This window comes from Actinosynnema sp. NPDC091369, assembly GCF_044757065.1.
GTDB lineage: Bacteria > Actinomycetota > Actinomycetes > Mycobacteriales > Pseudonocardiaceae > Actinosynnema.
Genome location: NZ_JBIVUG010000002.1, coordinates 756,360 through 779,730, shown reverse-complemented (window position 1 = coordinate 779,730; position 23,371 = coordinate 756,360). Strand labels below are relative to the sequence as shown.

Annotated in this window: 18 protein-coding genes; 11 read left to right on the top strand and 7 right to left on the bottom strand. The window is 73.3% G+C overall.

All coding sequences use genetic code 11. The features are described 5' to 3' along the window. Positions 1 to 104: 104 nt before the first annotated feature. From ACIQMJ_RS11645 to ACIQMJ_RS11635, 3 genes are all read right to left on the bottom strand, one after another. Positions 105 to 665: an HNH endonuclease family protein gene (locus ACIQMJ_RS11645; RefSeq protein ID WP_499760891.1), complete on the bottom strand. Its 561-nt coding sequence runs from the start codon at positions 663 to 665 to the stop codon at positions 105 to 107. A 546-nt stretch (positions 666 to 1,211) separates the two neighbouring features. Further along, entirely contained in the window at positions 1,212 to 2,465 is a 1,254-nt protein-coding gene (locus tag ACIQMJ_RS11640; RefSeq protein WP_499760890.1) for a cytochrome P450 family protein, read from the bottom strand. A gap of 90 nt (positions 2,466 to 2,555) precedes the next feature. After that, a complete protein-coding gene (locus tag ACIQMJ_RS11635; RefSeq protein ID WP_499760889.1) occupies positions 2,556 to 2,825 on the bottom strand; it encodes a hypothetical protein in 270 nt (89 codons plus the stop codon). Between the two features lie 248 nt (positions 2,826 to 3,073). Here ACIQMJ_RS11635 and ACIQMJ_RS11630 point away from each other — a divergent pair, with 248 nt between their 5' ends. The 3 genes from ACIQMJ_RS11630 to ACIQMJ_RS11620 all read left to right on the top strand — a co-directional run bounded on the left by ACIQMJ_RS11630 (position 3,074) and on the right by ACIQMJ_RS11620 (position 5,661). Continuing rightward, on the top strand, positions 3,074 to 3,658 hold the full coding sequence (locus tag ACIQMJ_RS11630; protein WP_499760888.1) for a CGNR zinc finger domain-containing protein: 585 nt from the start codon (positions 3,074 to 3,076) through the stop codon (positions 3,656 to 3,658). After that, positions 3,655 to 4,098, top strand: coding sequence for a phosphatase domain-containing protein (locus ACIQMJ_RS11625; protein WP_499760887.1), 444 nt, complete (start codon positions 3,655 to 3,657; stop codon positions 4,096 to 4,098). The genes ACIQMJ_RS11630 and ACIQMJ_RS11625 overlap by 4 nt, the downstream gene beginning before the upstream one ends. A 168-nt stretch (positions 4,099 to 4,266) precedes the next feature. Further along, the gene (locus ACIQMJ_RS11620) at positions 4,267 to 5,661 is read left to right on the top strand and encodes a BNR repeat-containing protein (RefSeq protein ID WP_499760886.1); all 1,395 of its coding nucleotides are present in this window, start codon (positions 4,267 to 4,269) and stop codon (positions 5,659 to 5,661) included. A gap of 71 nt (positions 5,662 to 5,732) precedes the next feature. Here the strand turns inward: ACIQMJ_RS11620 and ACIQMJ_RS11615 are convergent, their stop codons facing one another. Then, positions 5,733 to 6,542 (bottom strand): transglycosylase SLT domain-containing protein, encoded by an 810-nt coding sequence (locus ACIQMJ_RS11615; protein WP_499760885.1) that lies wholly within the window; start codon positions 6,540 to 6,542, stop codon positions 5,733 to 5,735. A gap of 751 nt (positions 6,543 to 7,293) precedes the next feature. Between ACIQMJ_RS11615 and ACIQMJ_RS11610 the strand changes: the two genes are divergently transcribed. Beyond that, positions 7,294 to 10,014, top strand: coding sequence for an ABC transporter substrate-binding protein (locus ACIQMJ_RS11610; protein WP_499760884.1), 2,721 nt, complete (start codon positions 7,294 to 7,296; stop codon positions 10,012 to 10,014). Positions 10,015 to 10,204: 190 nt separating this feature from the next. Beyond that, positions 10,205 to 13,195 carry a hypothetical protein gene (locus tag ACIQMJ_RS11605; RefSeq protein WP_499760883.1) on the top strand — a complete coding sequence of 997 codons (2,991 nt, stop codon included), beginning with the start codon at positions 10,205 to 10,207 and terminating at the stop codon, positions 13,193 to 13,195. Between the two features lie 10 nt (positions 13,196 to 13,205). On the opposite strand, the gene ACIQMJ_RS11600 is transcribed toward ACIQMJ_RS11605, so the two are convergent. The 3 genes from ACIQMJ_RS11600 to ACIQMJ_RS11590 all read right to left on the bottom strand — a co-directional run bounded on the left by ACIQMJ_RS11600 (position 13,206) and on the right by ACIQMJ_RS11590 (position 16,027). Beyond that, a complete protein-coding gene (locus ACIQMJ_RS11600) occupies positions 13,206 to 13,832 on the bottom strand; it encodes an MBL fold metallo-hydrolase (protein ID WP_499760882.1) in 627 nt (208 codons plus the stop codon). Beyond that, complete coding sequence (locus ACIQMJ_RS11595; protein WP_499760881.1) at positions 13,832 to 14,917, bottom strand: S-(hydroxymethyl)mycothiol dehydrogenase; 1,086 nt, start codon at positions 14,915 to 14,917, stop codon at positions 13,832 to 13,834. The genes ACIQMJ_RS11600 and ACIQMJ_RS11595 overlap by 1 nt, the downstream gene beginning before the upstream one ends. A 480-nt stretch (positions 14,918 to 15,397) precedes the next feature. Beyond that, positions 15,398 to 16,027: a LysE family translocator gene (locus tag ACIQMJ_RS11590; protein ID WP_499760880.1), complete on the bottom strand. Its 630-nt coding sequence runs from the start codon at positions 16,025 to 16,027 to the stop codon at positions 15,398 to 15,400. 150 nt (positions 16,028 to 16,177) lie between these two features. On the opposite strand from ACIQMJ_RS11590, the gene ACIQMJ_RS11585 reads away from it, so the two are divergent. The 6 genes from ACIQMJ_RS11585 to ACIQMJ_RS11560 all read left to right on the top strand — a co-directional run bounded on the left by ACIQMJ_RS11585 (position 16,178) and on the right by ACIQMJ_RS11560 (position 23,361). Next, entirely contained in the window at positions 16,178 to 16,726 is a 549-nt protein-coding gene (locus ACIQMJ_RS11585; protein WP_499760879.1) for a DUF6939 family protein, read from the top strand. 9 nt (positions 16,727 to 16,735) lie between these two features. Next, the gene (locus ACIQMJ_RS11580) at positions 16,736 to 17,941 is read left to right on the top strand and encodes an ROK family transcriptional regulator (RefSeq protein ID WP_499760878.1); all 1,206 of its coding nucleotides are present in this window, start codon (positions 16,736 to 16,738) and stop codon (positions 17,939 to 17,941) included. Positions 17,942 to 18,517: 576 nt separating this feature from the next. Continuing rightward, on the top strand, positions 18,518 to 19,714 hold the full coding sequence (locus ACIQMJ_RS11575; RefSeq protein ID WP_499760877.1) for an ROK family protein: 1,197 nt from the start codon (positions 18,518 to 18,520) through the stop codon (positions 19,712 to 19,714). After that, positions 19,711 to 21,240, top strand: a complete 1,530-nt coding sequence (locus tag ACIQMJ_RS11570) for a sugar ABC transporter ATP-binding protein (protein WP_499760876.1) — start codon at positions 19,711 to 19,713, stop codon at positions 21,238 to 21,240. Before ACIQMJ_RS11575 ends, ACIQMJ_RS11570 begins: the two co-directional genes overlap by 4 nt. Positions 21,241 to 21,245: 5 nt before the next feature. Beyond that, positions 21,246 to 22,241 (top strand): ABC transporter permease, encoded by a 996-nt coding sequence (locus ACIQMJ_RS11565; RefSeq protein WP_499761067.1) that lies wholly within the window; start codon positions 21,246 to 21,248, stop codon positions 22,239 to 22,241. Positions 22,242 to 22,314: 73 nt separating this feature from the next. Then, positions 22,315 to 23,361 carry a substrate-binding domain-containing protein gene (locus ACIQMJ_RS11560; protein WP_499760875.1) on the top strand — a complete coding sequence of 349 codons (1,047 nt, stop codon included), beginning with the start codon at positions 22,315 to 22,317 and terminating at the stop codon, positions 23,359 to 23,361. Positions 23,362 to 23,371: the final 10 nt, after the last annotated feature.

Genomic DNA, 23,371 nt, shown 5'->3' with positions numbered 1-23,371 from the left:
CGCGCGGACCAGTGGGCAATCATTCGTTCAGCCCCTGCACGTTCGGGCGAGTGCCGCCGTCAGGCGGTTGCGCTCCTCGTCCGGGCCGTGCGGCTGCTGCCGGGTCACGCGATCGTGACGGTGAGGAGGTCGTTCGGGCAGTCGGCCGCCAGGGCGGAGAGCACGTCGTGCTCGGCCTGGTCGACCGTGAGCTCCCAACGCACCTTCACCACCGTCCACGCGGCGAGGTAGCGGCACACGGCGAGCTCGTTGGGCGGCAGCCACGTCGCCGGGTCCTGGTCGGCCTTGCTGCGGTTGGAGCGGGCCGTCACCGCCCACAGCGCACGGGGGTCGTCCAGGTCGTTCGCGAACGCCCGACGCCGCTCGTACGTCCAGTCGTAGGCGCCGCTGTCCCACGCCTCCGCCAGCGGCACCATGTGGTCGATGTCCAGGGCGCTCGGGTCGTCGACCCAGACGTCGTCGTAGACGGAGTACCAGTGCCCGCCGGAGAGGGTGCAGCGGTCGGTGATCCCGGGCGGCTCCACCGCTTCCTCGAGCAGCACCTCGGCCCGGGTCGAGCACCCGTCGCGGTCGGCGTCGATCCAGTGCCGGAACTTGTCCCGCTCGTAGCCCTCCCGGTTCTCCTCGCGCACGGGCAGGTGCTCCACGGCGTCCCGCAACAGCACCGCCGTGCTTTCCTGCGCATGCGCCGGGAGGACCGGTGCGACGACTGCCGCCACCGCGCAGATCATCGCGGTGTAAATCCAACGTGACCACTGCCGAATTCGCATGGTGTTCCGCCTCTTCGTCCTCGACTGGTGCGCTTCCTCTGCTCATGCAGCGGCGACGAGGCTGCGCGGACTTTGCGCCGCGCTTCGAGGATTGCGACCCGGCGGCCGTCGGGAAATGGTCGACCGGGCGTGGGCGACCTGAACGTGTGCATTTTCCGATAAATAATCCGGGTGTACCGAAACCGCCCGCGCCGGGAATCGACAACGTCGCACGCACACCCGGAAACGTCTTTCTCCCGCTTTCGCTCGACCGCGGCGGTGAGCGGCTGCCGCCTTCCGGGAACGCCAAGGCAGCGCCGTCCGCCGCCGTCCTCACGGTCCGCGACGGCGATCGCGGCGCGCGGCCGTACCGGATCGGGTCAGCAGGGGTTTAGCCGGCCGGCGGGCCTGGCGCGGACGCTCCCGCGGGGGTGGGACCGCGGGAACGGGTTCGGCCGAGGCTCAGAGGGCCAGGCCGAGGGTGATCGGCACCGAGGTCGGCCCGACGGTGAAGAACGACGGCGAGTACGGGATGTCGTCCGGGTCGATCGCCAGGGCGAGGTTCGGCAGCCGCCGGTACAGCGAGGCGAGCGCGAGCCGGCTCTCCAGTCGGGCCAGCGGTGCGCCGATGCAGTACCGCGGGCCGTGCCCGAACCCGAGGTTCCCGGTCTGCTCGCGGGTGATGTCGAACCGGTGCGCCGTCTCGCCGTGCTCGGCGGGGTCGAGACCGGCGGCCTGGTAGGACACGCCGACCGCGCTGCCCCGGGGGATCGGCACTCCCGCGACGCCGACGTCCCGCAGGGCGAACCGGAAGCTGGTCATCATCACGGGATGGCGGTAGCGCAGGGCCTCCTCCACCACGTCCGCCCACCGGTCCCCGGCCTGCGCGAGTTCCAGCTGGTCGGGGTTGCGGGCCAGCGCCACGACGGCGTGCCCGACCAGGTGCACCGCGGTCTCGTGGCCGGCGACCAGCATCAGCCACAGGACGCCGACCAGCTCGTCGGTGGTGAGCCTGTCGCCGGCGTCGCGGGCCCGGACCAAGTCCGAGGTCAGGTCGTCACCGGGGTCCCGGTGCTTGCGCTCCACCAGTTCCCGCAGGTACGCCCTGAGGTCGGTCTGCGCCGCGAACGCCTCTTCGGGCGTCGTGGTGTGCGCCAACAGCGTGGACGTCCAGTTCCGCAGCCGGGCCCGCTCCGGCGCCGGCACGCCGAACAGCTCGCAGATCACCGCCATCGGCAGCGGCTCGGTGAAGGCGGGCACCAGGTCGACCCCGTCGCCCGCGGCCACCACGTCGTCCAGCAACCGGTCGACGAGCCCTTGGATCCGCGCCTCCAGGTCCCGGACCCGTCCCGGGGTGAACCCCTTGCCGACCAGGCCGCGCAACCGCCGGTGGTCCGCGCCGTCCTTCGTCGACAGGTGGTCGCCCTCGACGATGCCGCGCAGCGGCCAGTCCGGCGGGATCGACCCGTCGTGCAGCGCGGGCCAGTGCCGGGGATCCCTGGCGAAGGTCTTGTTGTCGCCCGCGAGGATCTCCCGCACCGCCTCGGTCGTCAGCGCGAGGTAGGCGGGCACGCCGCCGGGGAACTCCACTTCGACCACGGGTGCGGTGCGACGGAGCCGCAGGCAGGTGTCGAGCGGGCTCTCACCGGCGGTGGGGAACGCGGGCAGGGAGGTCTTCATCGGGTGTGCCCCCTCGACGCAGCGCGAGTCCGTCATCGGAGCACCCGAGTATCGTCCCGGTGGACCGGGGACGACAAGATCGGCGTGCCGCACGGCCGCCGTGAAGACCTCCGCCGCCGCGCCGGCTCAGCAGTCCCAGGTGCGGTAGGGCTCCTGCTCCTTCAGGATGTCCCACCTCCCGAGTTCTTTCCCGCCCACCCACTGGCAGTACTTGTAGCTCTGGTCCATCAGCTGAACCGTCATGTAGCGGTCGTACAGGGAACAGTTCCTGCCGGTCGCGTAGTAGTCCCCGTTCTCGAAGATCTTGTCCACCGAGTAGACGTCGCACGGCGGATCCGCGACGGCGCCCTGCGTCGGCACGAGCAACGCGGCTGCCGTGACGAGAAGTGCGGACACCGCGCCTACGGTTCGTTTGAACATCGGAAAAACCCCCAGGATGAAGACGTGTTGTGCTTGCGTCTCCCGATCGACGCTAGACGCGGGGTCCGTCGCGTGCGATCCCTCGGTCGGATAGTCCCCGACCCCGATGGGGTGATGACGACGCGGGCGTGGTGACGGACCGGGGGGACGGTCCGGGCGTCGGGGTTGATCACTGGAATGAAAGGGGTATAGCCTCGTTTCACCTCTTACAGTGAAGGGTCGACGTGGACATACCGCTGACCGACTACCCGACCGGCGCCGCCGTGGCGACGGCCTTGGTCACCACCTCCCCGACCGTGCGGACGGCGGGGGACGGCCTGCCCCGCCCGGAGTCGCTCGCGGCGTTCCTGGCCGAGCACGACGTGCGGCCCGACGCCGTCGCGGACCGGGAACCGACCGGCGAGGACCTGTTCCAGGTCCACCTGCTGCGCCGCGAGGTGCGCGGGATCCTGGAGACCGAGACGGCGGACCAGGCCGTCGCGGGCGGCCACGTGCTGACCCGTCGTGCCGCGCTCGGTCCGGTGCTGCGCCAGGACCCCCGCGGCCGGTGGCAGTGGCACGTCCCGACCGCACCCGGCGCCTCGCTGGCCGACGAGCTGGCCGCGCTCGTCGGCGTCGGCCTGCTCGGCGTGGTCCGGGCACTGGGGCACGACCGGTTCCGCGCCTGTGAAGCGCCGGGGTGCCGGGGCGTGTTCGCGGACACGAGCCGCGCCGGGCGCCGCCGCTACTGCGCCCCGGAGCGCTGCGGCAACCGCGTCAACGTCACCAACCACCGCGCTCGTCGGCTCTCGGTGGGTGCGGTCCGATGAGCGACGCACCCCTGGCGGGCTCCATCCGGTTGCCGGACGGGTCGTGGGTCCGCGGGCGCGGCCTGCGCCATCCGCTGCCGGCGGGACCCCTGCCGGACTTCGGCCTGTACCTGGGCTCCCGCCGGCTGCGCCGCGCCCGCGACGCCGACCTGACCTGGTCGCACACCTGGCTGGAGTGGCCGGACTTCCGGCTGCCGCGCGACGACGCGGCCGCGGTCCGCGAGATCCGCGCGCTGCACGACCGGGCCCGCGCGGGTGAGGCGGTCGAGGTGTGCTGCGGAGGCGGCGTCGGGCGGACCGGGACCGTCCTCGCCTGCCTCGCGATCCTGGCGGGCGTCGACCCGGCGGACGCCGTCGCCTGGACCCGACGGCACCACAACCCCCGCGCCGTCGAAACGCCCTGGCAACGCCGGTGGGTGATCCGGTTCCCGCGGGAGTGACACGTCGGCGAGCGGACGTGGGGACTACCGCGCGGACGCCGTCGACACCGCGCCCGACCGGCCGCTGCCCATGACGGCGGCCCGTCGGGCACGGCGTTGTGAAACGTTTCACGGCTGTGCCAGAGTCGGGGTCCGCCGCCGTTCCCGACAACTCCTCCGAGGTCTTCAATGAGGAAGGCACCGCTCGCGGCGGCCGTCGTGCTCGCCGCGTCCCTGGTCCAGCCCGGCGTCGCGCACGCCGCGCCGGGCGTCACCCTGTTGTCCGACACGCTGCTCGACCAGTCGGCGCTGTACTTCGTCTCCTACGACGGCCTGGTCAACAACAACGCGTTCCAGGACGCCTTGATCACCTACAACGGCCACCAGTACGCGGCCTGGTACACCTCCGGCCGCAACCCCGTGATCGCGCGGCGGGCGTTGGGCGGCAACTGGGAGAAGGCGGTGCTGCCGCACCAGCTGAGCACCAACGACTCGCACAACGTGATCTCACTGGGCATCTCGCCCCAGGACGGCACCCTGCACGTCGCCATGGACACGCACAACACGCGGGTCTTCTACACCAGGTCGGTCGCCGGACTGGCGTCCCAACCGGGCTCGCACAGCTGGTCGGCGTCGGTGTTCGGGGCCGTGCAGCGGACGCTGGGCGGCGTCGAGCTGGGAGCCATGACCTACCCGCAGTTCGTCGTCACGCCCGAGGGCGCGTTGCAGTTCAGCTATCGCACCGGCGGGTCGGGCAACGGTGTGAACGAGCTGGCCGAGTACACCGGCGGCGCGTGGCGGCGGCTGGGCGCGTGGTCGTCGGCCACCGGTGACTACAAGGGCCCGAACGGCGTCGTGTCCACGACCCGCAACATGTACCTGCACGGCCTGACCTACGACCGGCGCGGCCGGCTGCACGCGGCGTTCACCTGGCGCGAGGGCAACGCGGGCGTGCTGTGCAACTCCGGCGGCCTGACCAACCACGACACCGGCTACGTCTACAGCGACGACCGGGGCCGCACGTGGCGCAACGCGGCGGGCGCGGTGGTCGGCACGACCGGCGGCACGCGCGTCTCGATCACCTCGCCGGGGCTGGTCGCCGACCCGCTGGACCCGAACCACGGCCTGATGAACCAGGAGGGCCAGAACGCGGACTCGGCGGGCACGCCGCACGTGGTGATCAGCTACGTGCCGGGCCGGTTCACGCAGTGCGTCTCGAACTACTCGCAGCAGCGCGCCCAGTACGGCCGCGTGTTCCACGTCGTGCGCGGCTCGAACGGCACGTGGACCAAGCGGGAGGTCCCGGTGGCCCCGGGCAGCACCCAGCGCACGAAGCTGGTCTTCGACCGCGACGACAACGCCTACCTGGTGATGCCGCGCGGGCGGATCGTGTCGGCGAGCAGGGCCAGTGGGTGGACCGACTGGACCCTGGTGTTCGACCGGCCGTCGATGAACGCGTTCGGCGAGGTCAACGTCGACACGTCCAGGGTCGCCACCGACGGCGTGCTGTCGTTCCAGTACCAGCAGCGCTCCAGCGGCACGACGCCGTCGGCGATCCGGGTGGCCGACTTCCGCCTGGGCTGACCGCCGGGGCACAGGGGTCTCCCGACCGCCCAGGGGACCCCTGTGCGACGCCCGCTGCCCGCCGAGGGGGATCAGTAGCCGACGTAACCGGTGCCGGCGTTGATGCCGACCAGGCCGGGGTGGCGGGCGAAGCCGCCGTAGCGCGCGTAGGTGTAGCGGACGCCCGCGATGATGTTGTCGACCGGCGCGTAGATGTCGTCGTAGCCGGCGATCTTGTAGGTCTGGAACGTCGGGTCGATGCACTGCATCAGGCCCTTGGACGGTGTGCCGCGGGCGGCGTTGGAGTCCCAGGTGTTGACGGCGTTGGGGTTGCCGTTGGACTCCTTGATGATGATCGTGTAGATCTCGTCGACGCTGCTCTCGTCGATCGGGGTGCCGTTCGCGGCCAGGACGCCGATCGCCTCGCGGATCCAGCCCTCGATCTGGCGCTGCTTCGGCGGCTTGCGCGCCTCCTCGGCCTCGCGCGCTTCCCGCGCCGCCTGCTCCTCGGCCGCCTTGCGGGCCGCGTAGCCGTCCTGCGCGATGCCGCTGGCCTGGTTGAACGTGTGCAGCGCGGCCAGTTGCTCCTGGCGGATGATCCGGGCGGTCTCCGAGCCGAGGTCCACCGCGTGGACCGTGTCGACCTTGCCGGTGCGCGCCGTGTCGTCCGGCACGCCGCCGAGGTCCGCGCCGCCGGCCACCGGGCTGAACGTCCCGGTCATCGCGTGGGCCGCGGCCCCGGCGCCGGAGACGATGCCGACGGCCACGGCCACACCGGCGATGCGGCGCGGGAGGACCCGTTCCGCCTCGGCCCGGTGCGCGCCCTTGTAACCGGGGGGCGGCGGGGGTACCTGGAACGTGGTCTGCCCACGTTTGTTCTTGTGACGGACGTGCCGAGCCAAGGGTGCAGCCTCCTGCGGTCGGGGAACTCCGTCACCGGACCTGGCGGGGGATCCAGGTGGACGCGGGCCGTATCGGGGGATGTCGGGCCCGTGTCCCTTCGGTGATGGAACCGTGATCTGCGGCCGAGAACGTAACCGTTCGTGTTTTGCGGAGGCAAGGCGTGGGCAGCAATGGGTGACTCTCGTCACGTTTTACTTGAGTTCTGACTACTGTGTGTTGTTCGTGTCCCCCGATCGTGTCAAAACGGCTGCGGACGTGGGTAAAGACCCGCCCGAACGGCGCGGACGCGGGACGCAGGGTCACCTCCGAGCCCGTCCCGCCGGCCCGAGCGCGTTCACGGCGGCGACCCCGCCGCCCGTCTCCACCCGCTCGAACAGCACGCGCAACGCCACGCCCCTCGGCCGCGCTGAATCGGCACTGCCCGGCCCGGCCGACGGTGTGCCGGCGCAGCCGCTCCGGCTGCCGCACCCGGTGCGCCACCGCTCGCGGCTCGGGCGCGTCGGCCGGAATCGTGGGCCGGGGCGGCCGACCTCGTGGCCGAACCGGTCGAGCGGCGCGAGTCGGTCGCGCAGCCCGTTCCGCCCGTTCTCCGGACGATGCCGGACAACGCGCCGCCGAGTCCGCAAGAGTGCGGCGACGTGCGGGTCTCCCGGGGAAAACGCCCGAACCGGACCGTCCGGACGACTACAGTCGGACGTCCTGCGTCACGCCGGTGAGGGTGCGACGAGGCTGGTCCGCACGAGGAGTCCGGTGGCCGAACACGGTGCAGGGGAACGTTCTTCGTCGGTCGAGGTCGTGGACGAGCTGGTGAAGCTCCTGCAGGACCTGACCGAACGACCGCGGTTCGGCGAGCTGCCCGGCCGCCGGTCCGGCGCGCGGGCGGGCGGCGACCGGGGCATCCCGCTGGTCTGCCTGGTCCGCGGCGAGCAGGCCGACGGGCTGCTGCAAGCCCTCCAGGCGCACCTGCGCGGCGCGCACCCGGGCCGCGTGCCGCACGCCTACCACCGCTTCGCCGAACCGGACGAGGGCGCGCCCGAGCCGGGCGCGCTGGAAGCGGTCGGCTCGGTGCTGGTGCGCGTCGCCCGCGAGCTGGCGCACGGCGCCAACGACCGCCACGGCAAGCACGAGTTCCGCCGCTTCGAGCTCGTCTACTGGCTGATGAACCAGCGCGTGGACGGCGCCGACCCCGAGTCGGCGGCGACCCTGCTGACCCGATTACGGGAGCGGGATCTGGCCCGCCGCAGCGGTGACGACCTGAAGGACGTGCTGGACGACGCCGCCGGGACCGCGCCGTGGTGGGTGCGGCTGGTGGTGCGGCTCGTGCCGTCCTTCCTGTTCCGCGCGAAGCTGCGCGGGCTGGTGCCGGGCAGCGAGTACCGGTGGCTGCTGCGCCAGCCCTACCTCGCGCCGCACGACCCCGGCACGTTCATCGGCTTCGCCGAGCGGCTGACCTCCGCGCTGGTGCCCGGCCAGAGCGCCGAGCCGCGCGAGGACACCGGCCAGTTGGCGAAGCTGCTGGTCAACGCGTTCCTGGAGGACGTGCGCCGGGCCTACCGCCGGTCGTGGTGGCGGATCAGGTCGGCCCGCCGCACGGTGTACCCGGTGGTGCTGCTGGACGGCATCCGCCGCGACAACGGCGGCTACGCCGTGCTGAAGATCATCAACGACGTCCGCAACGACACCGGCGCGTTCGACCCGCTGGTGATCATCAGCGGCAGCGCCAAGGTGCCGCCGGACGCGGAGACCACCGCCGAGCGCGAACCGGCGCCGGTCGGCCAGGCGAGCCACGCCTACGAGACGTGGGCGCGCAAGCTCGCCACCGACAGCCGCGCCCGCCGTCCCACCGCGTGGTTCCTGCCGCTGCGGGTGCCCGACGTGACCGTGGTGCGCGGCGAGGTGCCGCCCACGGCGACGCTGTCCGTGCGGCAGCCACCGGTCTGGTCGCGCACGTCGGTGCTCACGGTGGTGGTGTTGCTGCTGCTCGCGTCGGTCGCCACGGTCGGCTACCGGCACGTGCGCGACGTCGTGACCGCGGACGAGCGGTGGCGCTTCGAGCACTGCGGCCTGGCCCGGGACAACCCCGACGCGCACACCGTCCAGCGCATCGGCGACGACTGCGTGGGCGTCACCACCGGCCCGGTGCCGCTGTTCGGGCCGGCCGACGACGAGGACCTGCGCCGGTTCAACACCATCCAGGACCTGATCGTGCGGCAGAACCGGGAGGTGCTGGCGGCGCACGAGCGCGACCGGAACCGCCCTTACGCGACCGTGGTGTACGTGTCCGCGATGGGCACGAGCCGGGACGTGCTGACCAGCAACACCGCGCGACTGGTCGGCGTCGCGGCCCGGCAGGCGCGGCTGCTGGAGCGCACCGACTCCGACGAGCCGCTGATCCGGGTGCTGCTGGGCAACGCGGGCTCGGCCATGCAGCACGGCGGCGTGGTCGCCGGGGTGCTGCGGACGGTGCTGGAGCGCGACAAGACCGTCATCGGCGTGCTCGGCATGGCGTTGAGCAGCAAGCCGACCAGGGACACGATCACCGTGCTCGGCGAGGTCGGCCTGCCGGTGGTCGCCGCGACGCTGTCGGACGACGCCATGCCCACCGCGTCCCGCATGTACTTCCAGGTCTCGCCGACCAACGACCGCCAGGCGCAGGTCGCGGCGCGGCACGTGCGCTCGGCGTACCCGGGCAAGCGGGGCGTGGTGATCGTGCACTCCAGCGACGAGGGGGACTCCTACGCGGCCAACCTGCGCCTGGACGTGGCGCTCCGGTTCGGCGAGCAGGGCCTGCGGGTGCGCGAGGAGCCGTACCGGCCGGTGTCGGCGGGGCAGGGCTCCGACGCCCGGCGGCTCGGTCAGGGCCTGTGCGACGTCGGCGACGACGAGGTGGTGTTCTTCGCGGGCCGGCCCGCGGACTTCGGCAAGCTGATGGACGGCGTGAGCGCCGGGTGCAAGAGCGACCCGCCCATGCTGCTGGCCGGTGACGACGTGGCCCGCTACGCCGCCGACGACACGCTGCGCGGCCAGCACCCGGAGATCCCGTTCGAGTACGTGTCGTTCGCGATCGGCGCGCAGGGCTGCGCGGCGGCCACGGAGATGCACCAGACGTTGCGCGAACTCGTGCCGGAGGAGTGCGAGGGTGACGCGAACCCGTCGCTGGACGGGCACGCCGCCCTCACCTACGACGCGCTGTACCTGTTCGTGCACGCCATGATCCAGCTGGGGGACATCCCGGTCTCGCCCGGTCACATCTGGAAGGAGATGAGCGACATCGGCGGGGCGCGGGCGCTGTCCGGGGAGAGCGGCGTGATCGACTTCGGTGGCGGCCAGGTGCCGATCGACAAGTTCCTGGCCGTGCTGCGGGTGGCCGACGGCAAGCCGCCGACCGTGCTGGCGTCGTGCGGCGACTACCCGAACCGCCACGACGTCGACCTCCGCCGCGCCCCCTGGTGCCCGACCACGCCGCGCTGAGCCCGCGGCTCGGCGGTGCCCACCGCCCGGTCGGGCTGCTCACGCCCGGCCTGGATCACCGTCTTCGGCCACGTCGAGCCGGTCGCTGGGAGCGCGCGGCGTCGTCCGTTGGGCGGAACGTGGTCACTGTTGTGCGGGGGCCGCATCGTTGCGGGCCGTCGTGCGCGTGTCCGTAGGACGATGACGTGCGGTGGGTACTCGGCGATGGCCCTGGAACGGGCGGAGAGCGCCCGGCCAGCGGGTGTGGGCGTTCAGGGGCGCCTACGTCCTCCAGGCCGGGCAGGACATCCACGTCCACCAGGTGGTCGACCGGCGGCGTCCGCTCCGGCGCGGCGACCTCGTGCGGCGGCGGCTCCCGGCGACCCTCCGGCAGACTCCCCGCGCGCCGCTGCGGGGCCGCGCGGACGACCTGGCCTTCGTGCGCGACACCGTCGCCTCGGGCAACCACGTGGTGGTGACCGGACCGAAGGGCTCCGGCAAGACGCTGCTCCTCCAGCACGCGGTGAACACCGGGGCGTTGTCCGGGCGCCTGCTCGGCGACGACGTGGGCGCCGTGTGGTTGGCCAAGGGGTTCCGAACCGCCGCGCACGCGATCCGGGAGCTCGTGCAGGAGTGCTTCGAGGTCGCGGACGACGCGGTCGTGGACGCCGGCCTGGCGCGCAAGGAGCTGGGCCGCGTCCGCGCGCTCGTCGTGCTCGACGGCGTCGACCTGCCGCCCGAGGAAGCGCGCCTGCTGCTGGCGGCCATGCCCCGCAGCGTGTTCGTCCTGTCGTCCCGGCGCGACGACCTGTGGGTGGCGGGCCGGCGGCGGCCGTTGGGCGGGCTGCCCTTCGAGGACGCGCTCGCGATGGCGCGGGACGAACTCGGCGACGTCGTGGACGCGGAGCAGGTCGAGAGCGACTGGCGGGCGTGCGGCGGCAACCCCCTGGACGTCCTCGAACGCGCCGCGGTGCGCGACTCGGCCCGGCGCGTGGGCGCGGTGCCCGAGGGCGTGTCCAGCGCCGAGGCGGTCGAGCAGGCCGTCGCGATCGTCCTCGGCTCGCTCACCGACGAGGCCCGTGAAGCCCTGCGACCGCTCGTGGCGCTGGGGGACGTGCGGTGGGGCGCGTCCCTGCTCACCGCGGTCTGCGAAGTGCCCGAGAGCGAGGGCGCGGCCGTCCTGGCGCGCACGCGCCTTGCGCACCGGGAGGACGGCCGCTACCGCGTCAGCGACGTCGTGACGCGGTTCGACGGGACCGGGCTCGTGCCGCTCGTGGCACGCCTCGCGGAGTGGGCGGCGGGCGCGGGACCCGCTGCCGTCGCCGCGGAGCTCGACGTCGTGCGACGGGCGTTGGAGCGGGCCTTGGACACCGAGCAGCACGAGGCCGCGTTGGCCCTGGCCCGCACGGCGTCCGTCGCGCTCGCGTGGACCCGGCACTGGGGTGCGTTGGCGGTCGTGCTCGGGCTCGGGGTGCGCGCCGCGATCGGCGCCGGGTCGGTGCGCGAGGAGGTCTCGTTCCGCTACGCGCTGGCCGTGTGCCAACTCAACGACGGCAACAGCCGGCAGGCCGCCGAGGTGCTGGCCGGTGCGCTCAGCCTGAGCCGGGACGACCAGGACCAGCGGCTGGCGGCCCGCGTGCGCGAGCTGAACGCGGAGATCGGCCACCTGTCCGCCAGGTCGTCCCTGTCCGCGGCCGACGCCGTGGCGGCGCGGGTCGCGGAGGTGGGCAGCACGGCGGTGGCGTCGGCGAAGGCCGTGCGGGACGCGTGCGTGAACGTGCTGGCGAGCACGCCGGGAGGCGCTCAGCTGCTGCGGCTCGTGCAGGAGAACCCGGCCGTGGTGCGCGGTGTCGTGTCGATCGCGGCGGTGGCGGGGCTCGTGCTGGCCACCATGTCCGCGTCCGGCAGCCGGGAGGAGGCGACGGCCATGCCGCCGACCACCACCCTCGCCGGGCCGCCACCACCGGGCCGGACCGGTGTCGCACCCGGCCCGACGACCACCGCGCCGGACGGGACGACGCCGACCGCGCCCGTGCCCGTGCCGCCGAACGCCACCACGCCGGGTGGTCGCGTGACCGAGGACGGGCAACCGGCCACGGACGACCCCGGACACCCCGGCGATCCGCGGACCACCACCACGACCACGCCCCGCATCGAGGTCACCGCCGCCACGTGGGGGCACGTCCGCGTCTGGTCGGTGGACGCGGCGATCGGGACCACCCGCCCGCTGTCCGGGCCGACCGTGCCCGACAACAACGAGGCGAACTGGACCTACGGCCCCTGGGAGATGACCACGCCGGCGGCCGGCTACCCGACCGCCACGCACGTCGCCGTCGGCCGGCAGCGCATCCGGTTGCCCGCCGTCGGCGCGCCCGGCGGCAGCGTGAAGGTGACGGCCCAGGACTACGCCGCGTGGGGCGGCAAGGTCGGCTACCAGCCGGGCGTGTCCTGCCAGCCGTCGACGTGGTTCCAGGACGGCGCGGACGAGGTGGTCGACGTCGTGTGCTTCGACCGCGCGGGCAACCCCGCCGACGTGCCGTTCTTCGTGCGGTACGTGGCCGGGTCGGCGTCGTCCCGGCGCGGGTTCGTGTTCGACGACCAGCCCACCGCGCCGACCTTCGTGCCCGACCGGCGGCACGGCGTGAACGCGGGCGCGGTCACCAGGACGGGCGTCGGCCGCTACACGGCGGACTTCCCCGGCTCGGCGGGCGGCGCGGTCGAGGTGACCGCGGTCGGTCCGGCGCCGCGCCACTGCGGCGTGGTGGGCAGGCGCGGCCGGCTCGCCGACCTGGCCTGCACGGCGCCGGACGGCTCGCCGGTGGACACGGCGTTCACCGCCGCGTCCACCGTCGAGCACAACCTGCTGGACGACCCGCGCAAACCGGTCGGCGACTACCTCGTGGCCGAGGACTCGCCGTCCGCGCCCGCTCCGGCGATCACCACCCGCTGGGCGTCGGGCAACGCCCCGATGACGCTGGAGCGGACCGCGACCGGCAAGTACAAGGCCCACTTCGCCAACGGCTACATCCGCAGCACCGCGCACGTGACGGCGAGCGGTGTCGGCACGCACTGCAGCATCACGCAGCTCAACGACTACAGCTACGCGAACGACGCCTCGATCTGGCTCGCCTGCTTCGACGCCGCCGGCGCGCTCACCAACACCGGCTTCACGCTCGTCTACACGTCGACCCGGATCTACTGACGCCGCCCGGTCACCGCCCCCGGGTCATCCAGTCGCCCAGGTGCGGCGCCTCCGCGCCGATGGTGGTGTCGTCACCGTGCCCGGTGTGCACGACGGTGTCGCCGGGCAGGGTCAGCAGCCGGCGCGAGATCGAGTCGATGATGACGTCGAAGTCGGAGTACGACCGGCCCGTGGCCCCGGGCCCGCCGTGGAACAGGGTGTCGCCGGTGAACACCACGCCGAGGTCGGGCGCGTGGAAGCAGCACGCGCCGGGCGCGTGGCCGGGTGTGTGCAGCACGTGCAGCGCGACGCCCGCCACCTCCACCACCTGGCCGTCGGCGAGGTCGCCGTCCGGCTTCGCGTCCGGGTGGATCAGGTCCCACAGCACCCGGTCGGCCGGGTGCAGCAGCACGGGCGCGCCGGTCGCGCGGGCCAGGTCCGGCGCGACGCGCACGTGGTCGTCGTGGGCGTGCGTGGCGAGGATCGCCTTCACCTCGCGCCCGCCGACGACCCGCAGGATCGCGTCCACGTCGTGCGGCGCGTCGAGCACCACGCACTCGGTGTCGTCGCCGACGACCCAGATGTTGTTGTCCACGGTGAAGGTCTGGCCGTCGAGGCTGAAGGTGCCCCTGGTCACGGCGTGGTCCACGCGCACCATCAGAAGACCACCACCGAGCGCAGCACGTCACCGTGGTGCATCTTGGCGAACGCGTCCTCGACCTGGTCGAGCGCGATGGTCTCGGTGACGAACGCGTCGAGGTCGAGGCGGCCCTGGCGGTGCAGGTCGATGAGGTAGGGGAAGTCGCGGGAGGGCAGGCAGTCGCCGTACCAGGACGACTTGAGCGCGCCGCCCCGGGAGAAGAAGTCGATCAGCGGCATGTCGACGCGCATGTCCGGGGTCGGCACGCCGACCAGCACGACCGTGCCGGCCAGGTCGCGGGCGTAGAACGCCTGCTTCCACGTCTCGGGCCGGCCGACCGCGTCGATCACCACGTCCGCGCCGAACCCGCCGGTCAGCTCCTGGATGCGGGCGACCACGTCCTCCGTGCCGGCGTCCACGGTGTGCGTGGCGCCCAGGCCGCGCGCCCACGCCAGCTTCCGCGGGTCGAGGTCGACGGCGATGATGGTCGTCGCGCCGGCCAGGTGCGAGCCCGCCACCGCCGCCGCGCCGACACCGCCGCAGCCGATCACGGCGACGCTGTCGCCGCGGCCGACCTTGCCGGTGTTCACCGCCGCGCCGAACCCGGCCATCACGCCGCAGCCGAGCAGCCCGGCCACGGCGGGCGAGGCGTGCGGGTCGACCTTGGTGCACTGCCCGGCGTGCACGAGGGTCTTCTCGGCGAACGCGCCGATGCCCAGCGCCGGGGACAGCGGCGTCCCGTCGGCCAACGTCATGGCCTGCGTCGCGTTGTGGGTGTTGAAGCAGTACCAGGGCTTGCCCTTCAGGCACGCCCGGCACGCGCCGCAGACCGCGCGCCAGTTCAGCACCACGAAGTCGCCCGGCGCGACACCGGTGACGTCGTCGCCGACCTGCTCCACGACCCCGGCGGCCTCGTGGCCGAGCAGGAACGGGAACTCGTCGTTGATGCCGCCCTCCCGGTAGTGCAGGTCGGTGTGGCACACGCCGCACGCCTGCACCCGCACCACCGCCTCACCGGGTCCCGGGTCGGGCACCACGACTTCGGTCACCTCGACCGGGGCGCCCTTGCCCCGGGCCACCACGCCACGAACCGTCTGAGCCACGTGAACCCTTCCTCGTCGTCACACCGGGTGCACGCGCGCGGGTCGCGGCCGGCCACTCCCGAGGATCTTCGGCGCACGAGCTCCACCGCGCGGACCCCGAACCGCCACCCTGGCAAGGCGCGGCCCGGCCCGCAACCGCTGCGGGGGTCGGGCCGGGCGGCGGACGCGATCACGCGGGGGTGTCGTCGCGGTGTTCGGCTGGTCCGCGCCGGTGCTCGTGACCGAGCGCGACCCGGAAACCGTGGGCAACCGCACACCGCCGGTCCGCACGGCGGCGGCACGCGCCGATTCGTCCACAGTGGACGGTCGGGCGCGTGCCGGTGGCGGTCAGCCGATGGTGGTCGTGGTGATCACCGGGTCGTGGTCGGCCGCCGGATCGATCGCCCGAACGGTCGTACACCCCTCGTCCTGCGGCACGCGGACGCCGCCGGTCGAGTCATCACGTGGTACCCCCGGTCACCCCACCGTCCCGGGCGGGTGTCACCGCTCCACGGCCAACCGGACGCCCAGCCCGATGAAGACCCCGCCGGTCGCGACGTCGATCCGGCGGCGGGCGGCGTGCCTGCGGCGCAGCCAGCCGCCGATGCGGCCCGCCAGCACCCCGACCGCGCCGTCCACCAGGAACTCCAGGGCGATCAGGATCGCGCCCAGAATGGCGAACTGGAGCCACACCCGGCCGAGGTCCGGGTTGATGAACTGCGGCAGGAAGGCGATGGTGAAGGTGACCATCTTCGGGTTGAGCAGGTTGGTCGCCATCCCGGTGAGGAAGGCTCGGCGACCGGACATGCCACCCGTCACCTCCTCGCCGACGACGGTCCGCCCCCGGTGGCGGATGGCCTGCACGCCCAGGTAGACGAGGTAGGCCGCGCCGACCGTGCGGACCACGGTGAACGCCACCGGCACCGCGGCGAACAGCGCCGCCAGGCCCGCGGCGGCCACGACGACGTGGACGGCCTCGCTCGTCGCCACGCCGGCGGTGGCCAGCAGGCCGGCGCGCGGCCCGCCGCGCATCCCGCACCCGAGGACGAACAGCATGTCCGGGCCGGGCGTGATCATCGCGACGACGGTGGTCAGCGTGAACAGGACGAGCAGGTGCTGGTCGATGGGCATGCCGCGATGCAAACACCCGCCGACCGGCCGCGCACCCGAATTCCCGGTGGCCGGACCCCGCCCGTCGCGGCCGTCCCCAGTGGACCGCGCGCGGGCCGGGATTGTCGGTCCCCTTTGGCACCATCGGCGCATCGAGGAGGGGGAGTGGTGATGGCGGTGCACGTGGCGAGCAGGCGGCGGGGAGCGGCGTGGTTGGCGAAGGCGCACCCGGGGGCGGCGGTGGTGGACGTGACGTCCAAGGGACCGCGGCCGTGGGTGCGGTTGAGCCCGTTCTACCCGCACGGCGGCATTCCGGTGCCGTTCACGCCCGACGTGACGGCGCAGTCGGTGGAGGGCGTCTGGCAGGCGTTGAAGGTCTTCGAGGACGAGGACGTCGACCCGGCCAAGCTCGACGTGGCCCGGATGGCCGGCCTCAAGCGCACGGTCCGCAAGTCGGGGCCCGTGCGCGGGCACCGCGAAGGGCTGACCGGCAAGCGCCTGCTCGGCTACGAGGAGGCACGCCGGGCCATCTACCTGCCCACGTACCGCTGGGTCCTGGAGCACCGGGCCGCGCCCGAGGTCGCCGCGCTCGAAGAGCTGAGCGCCGCGGGCGACGTGGTGCTGCTCGACTACACGACGAACGGTGACGTGGCGGACCTGTCGGCGCCGCTGTCGCACGCCGCCCTGATCGCCGCGCACCTGGAGGACCGCTGGCCGTAAATTGGTGGCATGAGCAGCGCGACGGGCAGCGGCCAGCAGCCGCGGGTGGTTTCCGGCAGGCAGTCGGAGCTGCTCGGTCTGCTGCGCGACGAGGGCGCGATGTCCCGGGTCGCGCTGGGGGAGCGGCTGGAGCTGCCGCGCGCCAAGCTGACGGCCGAGCTGGGCAGGCTGGTGGACGTGGGCCTGGTGCAGGTCGGCGGTCCGGCGGCCAGCCGGGGCGGGCGGCGGTCGACGTTGGTCCACCTCGCCGACGACCTGCGGGTGCTGGGCGTGGACGTGGGCGCGACCTCGGTGACGGTCGCGGTCACCGACGGCCGGTGCGAGGTGCTGGAGAGCCGCAGCGAGGACTGCGACGTCCGCAGCGGCCCGGCGCAGGTGCTCAGCCGCGTCGCCGAGCTGGCCGACGTCGTCTACGCCAAGGCGCCGGGCCGGCTGATCGGCGCGGGCATCGGCCTGCCGGGCCCGGTGAGCTTCCGCGACGGCATGCCGGTCGCGCCGCCGATCATGCCGGGCTGGGACCGCTACCCCGTGCGCGACGAGCTGGCCGGCCGGTGGGGCTGCCCGGTGACGGTGGACAACGACGTGAACGCCATGGCCCTGGGCGAGCGGCACGCGGGCGTGGCGCGGTCCCTCGAAGACCTGATCTTCGTCAAGGTCGGCACCGGCATCGGCTGCGGGATCGTGCTCGGCGGCAAGGTCTACCGGGGCGTGGCGGGCACCGCCGGCGACATCGGCCACATCAGGCTGGACGACTTCGGTCCGGCGTGCGCGTGCGGCGAGGTCGGCTGCCTGGAGGCGTACTTCGGCGGCGCGGCGCTGGCCCGGGACGCGACGACCCTGGCCCGCAGCGGCCGTTCCGTCGCCCTCGCCGGCGCGCTGCACGACAAGGGCGTGCTGTCCGCCGAGGACGTCGGCGCGGCGGCCGCGGCGGGCGACTTCGCCGCGGCGAACCTGGTGCGCGAGGGCGGCCGGCGGCTCGGGCACGTGGTGGCGTCCCTGGTCAGCTTCCTCAACCCGGGCATGGTCGTCATCGGTGGCGGTGTCTCGCGGCTGGGCCACTCGCTGCTGGCGGAGGTGCGCAGCGCCGTCTACCGGCGCTCGCTGCCGCTGGCGACCGGCAACCTGCCCATCGTGCTGTCGGAGCTGGGGGAGCTGGCCGGTGTGACGGGCGCGGCCTGGTCCGGAACCGACCGCGCGTTCTCCCCGGCCGGCTGACCCCGCGTCCCGCGACGCCGGCGCGCGACGGACGATGCGGGGGCGTCGGATCGGGGTGGTCCGGTGGGTGATCGGGCTCGGCGGGTGTTCGTCGGCTCGACGTCCGAGCTGCGGCGGCTGCCCGAGGGCGGGTCGTCGGTCGTCGCGGCGGCGGAGCGGGCCGTCCTGCGGGTCCGGGACGCCCCGTGGACATGGACTTCTTCACCGCCCAGGACCAGTCATCCGCGCGGCTGTGCCGGGAGCGGGTCGCCGAGTGCGACGTGCCGGTGGCCGGGTTCCGCTCCGGCTCGCGACGACCGCTCCGCGCAGGCCGGCCGGATCCTGGCCGAGGTGCGGCGCGCGTCCGCCGACCACCTTCGACCGCCCGCCGGGCAGGCCGGCGACGGCCTGACGTGTTCCCGAAAGCAATCGCGAGCTTCTGTCAGAACAGGCCCGACTTTTGCAACGAATCGACAAAAGTGGGCTCCAGTTCTTGTCAGAGCGCGCCGCCAACTGTCAGGATCTGCCGCAACTCACTGCCGAACGTGAGCTGGACCACCTCGTTCGATCGACTCCCTCGACGAAGTCGGAGTACCGATGCAGGCGCAGACCGAAGGCAGGCGCGAGGCCAACCTCGCCCTCCTCCTGCGCACGCTCCGCGCCCGCGGCCCCCTGTCCCGGGCCCAGCTCGCCGCCGGCTCCGGCCTGTCGAAGGCCACCGTCTCCCCGCTCCTGGCCGACCTCGAACACCGGGGCCTCACCGAGCGGGCGGGCACCACGACCACCCAGGGCCGCCCCGGCCAGCTGGTGCAACTGCGGCCCGGCGCGGTCTGCGGGATCGGGTTGGACGTGCACCCGGGCCACCTCGGCGCGACGATCACCGACCTGACCGGCGAGGTGCACCTGCGCCGCCAGGCCAGCTGCGACACCAGCGTCCCCGAGCACGCCCTGGACCGGCTCGCCGACCTGACCCGCCGCGCCCTCAAGGACGTGCCGAAGGCCGACTGGGCGGGCGTCACGGTCGCGGTGCCCGGCCGGGCCGACCGCGCCACCGGCACCGCCACGGCCGCCCGGCTGCGCTGGCGCGAGGTGGCCGTGGTGGACGGCCTGGCCGCGCGGACCGGCCTGCCCCTCTCCCGGCTCGACCTGGACAACGAGGCCAACCTGGCCGCCTGCGCCGAGCACGACAGCGACCCCGTCGACCACCTCGTCTACCTCACCGGCGACCGCAGCGTGGCCGCGGGCGTGATCGTCAACGGCGCGCTGGCGCGCGGCGCCGACAACCAAGCGGGCGAGGTCGGGCACATGGTGCTGGACCCGCTGGGCAGCACGACCTGCGCGTGCGGCCGTCGCGGCTGCTGGGAGACGCAGGTCGGGTTGGACGCGTTCCTGCACGCCTGCGCGCCGCGCCACGACCCGGTGCACGACCCGGAGCTGGCGCCGGGCGAGCGCATGACGATCCTGCGCGCCCGCGCCGAACGCGGCGACGCCCGCACCCTGGACGCGCTGCACCGCACGGCCGACGCCCTGGCGTCCGGCCTGTCGGTCCTCGCCGCCCTGCTCAACCCGCAGAAGATCGTGCTCGGCGGCTACTTCGCCGCGTTGCAGGACTGGTTGGTCGCACCGCAGCGGCACGGGCGGACGGCGATCACCGCGTCCACGCTCGGCTTCACCGCGGGCGGCAAGGGCGCGGCGCTGGCCGCGTTGCGGCGGGTGCTCGACGACCCGACCGTCGTCCCGGTCAAGGCAAGTGCCCCGAAGACGGGCGGTTCACACGAAGGGGCCTCGGCATGACCCTGCTCCGGATGACCGGCATCGGCAAGACCTTCCCGGGCGTGCGCGCGCTCGACGGGGTGGACCTGGAGGTCGCCGAGGGCGAGGTGCACTGCCTGCTCGGCCAGAACGGCGCGGGCAAGTCCACCCTGATCAAGGTGCTGGCGGGCGCGCACCAGCCCGACGAGGGCGAGATCACCTGGCGCGGCGCGCGGACCACCCTCCCGTCGCCGGTGGCCGCGCTGCGGCTGGGCGTCGCCACCATGTACCAGGAGCTGGACCTGGTGCCGGACATCTCGGTGGCGGAGAACGTGTTCCTGGGCCACGAGCCGACCCGGTTCGGCTTCACCCGCCGGCGGGCGGCCCGCGACCTCACCGCGACGCTGATGGCCCGCCTGGGCCACCCGGAGATCGGCCCGGACCGCGAGGTGGGCCGGTTGTCCGCCGCCGGTCAGCAGCTGGTGTCGATGGCCCGGGCGCTCGCGCACGACGCGCGGCTCATCGTGATGGACGAGCCGACCGCCGCCCTGGCCGCCGACGAGGTGGACAACCTGTTCCGCATCGTCGGCGAGCTCACCTCGGCCGGCGTCGCGGTCCTCTACATCTCCCACCGGCTGGAGGAGATCCGCCGCATCGGCAGCCGCGTCACCGTCCTCAAGGACGGCCGCACGGTCGCCGCGAACCTCCCCGCCGACACCCCGACCTCCGAGCTGGTCGACCTGATGTCCGGCCGCAAGGTCGAGACGGTCTTCCCGCACCGCGAAGCGTCCACCGTGGACACCGCGCGGGAAGTCCTCACGGTCACCGGGCTGACCCGCAAGGGCGAGTTCCACGACGTCGGCTTCCACGTGCGCGCGGGCGAGATCCTGGGCATCGCGGGCCTGGTCGGCGCGGGCCGCAGCGAGATCCTGGAGACCGTGTTCGGCGCCCGCAAGCCCGACGCCGGGCACGTCGCCGTGGACGGGAAACCGGTCCGGTCGGGCAGCGTGGTCGCCGCGGTGAAGGCGGGCATCGGCCTCGCCCCGGAGGAGCGCAAGGCACAGGGCCTGCTGCTGGACCTGTCGGTCGCGCACAACGTGACGCTGTCCAGCCTGCCCGCCTACAGCCGCGCCGGTTTCGTGGACCGCGCCCGCGAGCTGAAGGACTCCCGGGCCACGCTGGAACGGCTCGACCTGCGGCCCGCCGACCCGCGCCGGCTCGTCGGCGAGTTCTCCGGCGGCAACCAGCAGAAGGCCGTCGTGGCGCGCTGGCTGGTCCGGGGCTGCAAGGTGCTGCTGCTGGACGAACCGACGCGCGGCGTGGACGTCGGCGCCCGCGCCGAGCTGTACCGGGTGATCCACGAGCTGGCCGCCGCCGGCGTGGCCGTGGTGCTGGTGTCCAGCGAGGTCGCCGAGGTGCTGGGCCTCGCCGACCGGGTGCTGGTGCTGCGCGACGGCGAGGTGATCGCCGACCGGCCCGCCGACGAGCTGACCGAATCCGCCGTGTTGGACCTGGTGATGGCGGGCAGCGCCGTCACCGAAGCCGCCGTGAACGAGGAGGCCCCGTGACCGAGGTGAGGGTCCTCGACCCCAAATCCGCCGCTCCCCAGGAGCCGCGCAAACACCGCCGCGCCCTCGACCTGAGGCTCACCGGCCTGCTCGGCGTGCTGGTGGTGCTGTGCGTCGTCGGCTACGCCACCCGGCCGGACAGCTTCCTCACCGAGGCCAACATCTCCACCATGCTGCGGCTGGCCGCGGCGATCGGCGTGGTCAGCGTCGGCATGACGTTCGTGATCATCAGCGGCGGCATCGACCTGTCCGTCGGGTCGATCGTGGCGCTGTCGGGCGTGTGGATGACGACCGTCGCCACCCAGTCCTACGGCCCCGTGGTGATGGTGCTGTGCGCGCTGCTCGTCGGCCTGGGCTGCGGCCTGGTCAACGGGGTGCTGATCTCCTACGGCAAGATCGTGCCGTTCATCGCCACCCTCGCCATGTACGCGTCGGCGAAGGGCCTGGCCGAGCGGTTGTCCGGCCGCCGCACGCAGGTCGTCACCGAGTCCGGGTTCACCACGTTCTTCCGCGGCGACATCCTCGGCATCCCGGTGCTGATCTGGCTGCTGGCCGCGGTGTTCGCGGTCGGCTGGGTGCTGCTGAACCGGACCACGTTCGGCCGCCGCACGTTCGCCGTCGGCGGCAACGCCGAGGCGGCCCGGCTGGCGGGCATCGACGTGCGCCGGCACACCGCGCTGGTCTACGGCCTGGCCGGCCTGTGCTGCGGCATCGCCGCGCTCATGGTCGTGGCCCGCACCACCTCCGGCGCGTCCACCAACGGCATGTTCTACGAGCTGGACGCGATCGCCGCGGTCGTCATCGGCGGCACGCTGCTCAGCGGCGGCCGGGGCTCGCTGATCGGCACGCTGATCGGCGTGCTCATCTTCACCGTGGTGGGCAACATCTTCACCCAGAACAACCTCGACACCGACATCCAGAACATCGCCAAGGGCGTGATCATCGTCGCCGCGGTGCTGCTGCAGCGCACCACCGCCCGCCGCCGCACGCACACCACCTGACGCGCCTCCACCACCCCCGCCTCCTCCACCCCCGCCTCCTCCACCACCCCGACACACGACCCGGGAGTCCGCCATGCCCTCACTCGACCGCCGCCGCTTCCTCTGGGGCACCACCGCCGTGGGCACCGCCGCCCTGCTGGCCGGCTGCACGTCCAACGAGTCCGCCAACTCCGCACCGAACGCCGTCGCGGGCGGCTCCGGCCAGAACAGCCAGCCCGGCAAGCAGGTCACCATCGGCTTCTCCGCGCCCGCCGCCGACCACGGTTGGATGGCCGCGATGACGAAGAACGCCAAGGCGCAGGCCGACGAGTTCTCCGACGTCACGTTCAAGGCCACCGAGGGCACCAACGACGTCAACCAGCAGATCGCCCAGGTCGAGACGCTGATCAACGACAAGGTCGACGTGCTGGTGGTGCTGCCGTTCGACGGCAAGGCGCTCACCGAGGTCGGCCGCCAGGCGATGGACGCGGGCATCCCGGTCATCAACCTCGACCGCGTCTTCGACACCCCGCTGGCCTACCGCCTGTGGATCGGCGGCGACAACTACCGCATGGGCGTCAACGCGGGCGAGTACATCGCCGCGCAGATGAAGGCCAAGAACGTCAGCAACCCGATCATCGGCGAGGTCGCGGGCATCGACTCGCTGCCGCTGACCCAGGAGCGCAGCCAGGGCTTCAAGGACGCCCTGGCGAAGGCGGGCTTCTCGGTCGGCCCGCGCGTCTCGGCGGCGTTCACCTCCGAGTCCGGCGAGCAGCAGACCGCGAACCTGCTCCAGTCCGCGCCCAAGCTGGACGCCCTGTGGAACCACGACGACGACCAGGGCATCGGCGTGCTGGCCGCGATCGACAGCGCCGGCCGCAAGGAGTTCGTCATGGTGGGCGGCGCGGGCTCGCGCAACATGATGGACCTGATCAAGGCCGACAGCGGCGTGGTCAAGGCGACCGTGCTCTACAGCCCGTCCATGGCCTCCTCGGCGATCGCGCTGGCCCGCCTGCTCGGCCAGGCCAAGGGCATCGGCGACATGGCCGAGCACGACATTCCCGCGTCCATCACCACCTACTCCGCCGTGGTGACCAAGGAGAACGTCGACCAGTACCTCGACGTCGGCTTCGACTCCTGACCCGGTTCCC